Annotated in this window: 1 protein-coding gene; it reads left to right on the forward strand. The window is 42.3% G+C overall.

Annotation, left to right across the window (positions count from 1 at the left end; all coding sequences use genetic code 11):
* Positions 1-26 precede the first annotated feature (26 nt).
* Positions 27-470 (forward strand): RDD family protein (locus C6366_RS20950; protein WP_255412109.1); only part of this gene is annotated, 444 nt, incomplete at its 3' end.

Below are 470 nucleotides of genomic sequence, written 5' to 3' on the forward strand. Positions count from 1 at the left end.
CATACCACCTTAACACAACACAAAACGTGTCGCTTCAATACAAAATAGCCAGTATTGGAGATCGCATTCTCGCATACCTTATCGACATGTTGATAATGGCCATATACTCGATAGTCATTATGATATTTGTTTTTAATTCTGACCTGTCGGGCTGGCAACTGGTTTTTCTCATCCCAGTGTTACTTTACCACTTCCTGTGGGAATCATTTTTTAACGGACAAAGTCCTGGCAAAATGATAATGCGCATCAAGGTTCTAAAAACCGACGGCTCACAACTCACCCTTGGCAGTTGCTTTATAAGGTGGATTTTTCGCCTGCCCGATATCACTTTGCTTATGGGTTCCATTGCAGTATTGGTAATGATAGTGAACGGTAAAGGCCAGAGAATTGGTGACATAGCCGCATCCACAACCGTTCTGAAAATCCCATCTAAAACCTCGCTGAATGATTCGGTTTGGATGGAGGTAGAT

The sequence above is a fragment of the Desulfonatronum sp. SC1 genome (assembly GCF_003046795.1).
Classification (GTDB): Bacteria; Desulfobacterota; Desulfovibrionia; order Desulfovibrionales; family Desulfonatronaceae; genus Desulfonatronum.